This is a genomic window from Campylobacter sp. FU_520 (assembly GCF_025772385.1).
Lineage (GTDB): Bacteria > Campylobacterota > Campylobacteria > Campylobacterales > Campylobacteraceae > Campylobacter_D > Campylobacter_D lari_C.
Window position 1 is genome coordinate 1 of record NZ_JAKMRZ010000038.1, and the last position, 1,680, is coordinate 1,680.

Annotated in this window: 1 protein-coding gene and 1 pseudogene; one reads left to right on the plus strand and one right to left on the minus strand. The window is 31.1% G+C overall.

Translation table 11 applies throughout. The features are described 5' to 3' along the window. The first annotated feature begins 244 nt into the window (after nucleotides 1–244). Nucleotides 245–1,459, plus strand: a complete 1,215-nt coding sequence (locus tag L8W55_RS07870) for a major outer membrane protein (protein WP_263678133.1) — start codon at nucleotides 245–247, stop codon at nucleotides 1,457–1,459. Between the two features lie 23 nt (nucleotides 1,460–1,482). On the opposite strand, the pseudogene L8W55_RS07875 reads toward L8W55_RS07870, so the two are convergent. Further along, a pseudogene (locus tag L8W55_RS07875) lies at nucleotides 1,483–1,680 on the minus strand (YaaA family protein); the annotation flags it as partial.

Here is a 1,680-nt window from a genome sequence, read left to right on the forward strand (position 1 = left end):
CTCAGTTTCCATACATTAACTATCAAAGGGCATAATTACATTTGTAAAAGCAAACATTCATAGATAACTCCTTAGTTTTTAAAGATCTAGTTTCAAACTAGATCTTTAAAGATATATCTATCTACTTATATTAACACTATATAATCTAATATATTTTATATTGTTTTTATTTACTTTAAGAATTCTTATATAAAACTATGCTATAATACAAGCCATAGTTTTAATTTTAATAAGGAGAATTCTCATGAAACTAGTTAAACTTAGTTTAGTAGCAGCTTTAGCTGCAGGTGCTTTTTCAGCAGCTAACGCTGTTTCACTTGAAGAAGCTATAAAAGATGTTGATGTATCAGGAATGTTCAGATACAGATTTGAATCTGATAGACAAGAAATTGGTAATGCAGTTCAAGCGGAAGGTTATAACAACACCAAAGAAAACAAACACAGATTTAAATCTCAATTAAACTTCAAAGCAGCTTTAGATGATAACTTTAAAGCTTTTGTTCAATTCCAATACAGCACAAATGAAGCTGGCTTTGGTACAGGCAATCAAACAGTTACAAATAAAACTTTCAATGTTCAACAAGCTTACTTAGAATATACAAATGAAGCTTATGCTACAAATGTAACTTTCGGTAAAATGGAAGTTGGTTCTATTTGGACTGATGACTTAGTAGGAACAGGAGCTAAAGTAGTTAATAACTCTATTGAAGGTTTAACTTTCGCAGGTTATTGGTTTGATAGCTTTAATGCTGAAGATGATGGTGATACTGCAATTGAAGATGGAATCAATATTGCTAAGTCTTCACTATATGGCGGTGCTGTATTAGGTGATTTTGATCCATTTGCATTCCAAATTTGGGCTGCTTATTCAAATAATTGGGCATTCTTATATGCAGTAGATGCTAGCTATAAATTTGCATTTAATGATGCTAATTTCAAAATCCAAGCTCAATACTTAGGGAATAGTGTTGATAGTGAAAAAGAAAAACGTTTAAATTTAGACAATGGTAACTTCTATGCTGCTCAAATTCAAGCAAATATTTCAGCATTTGATTTCCAAGCAGGTATAGTTGGTTATGGTGAAAAAGATAAAGGTAGTTTGGTAGTTTTAGAAGATAAAGGTAGAGTGATTGCTCCAGGTGAACAAATTTTCTACTCTGATGGCAGCAAATTAACTGGATCTGTAGGTGAAAACTTCTTCTATTTTGCAGGTTTAGGTTATACTTTTGCTGAAACACTAAGAGTAGGATTTGACTATATCGGCGGTAAAACTGAATATACAGCAGGCACCCCTGATACAGATAAAAACGAATACATAGCAAGAGTATCTTACAAATACAGTCCAAAACTTACATTTAGCGGCTTCTATTCTTACTTAACTGAAGATAATCATAATCGTGTAAAAGATCAGGATGCTGACGATCAATTCATCAGACTTGAAGCTCTATACAAATTCTAATTATAAAAGCTAAGCCAAAAGGCTTAGCTTACTATATCTAAAATTATTTCTTCTTTTAATCCTTGTATTTTAATTTCATTTATTTTTAATTCATTAGGTAAGTTTTCAAGCAAAGCTTCTTTGCTATGTATATTTTTATTTGCTAGTATTCTTAGCATTTTACCCCTATAAGCCTTTGCAAAATGACTTAAGGTTTTGGAATTTTTTAAAAAAGTGAGAGT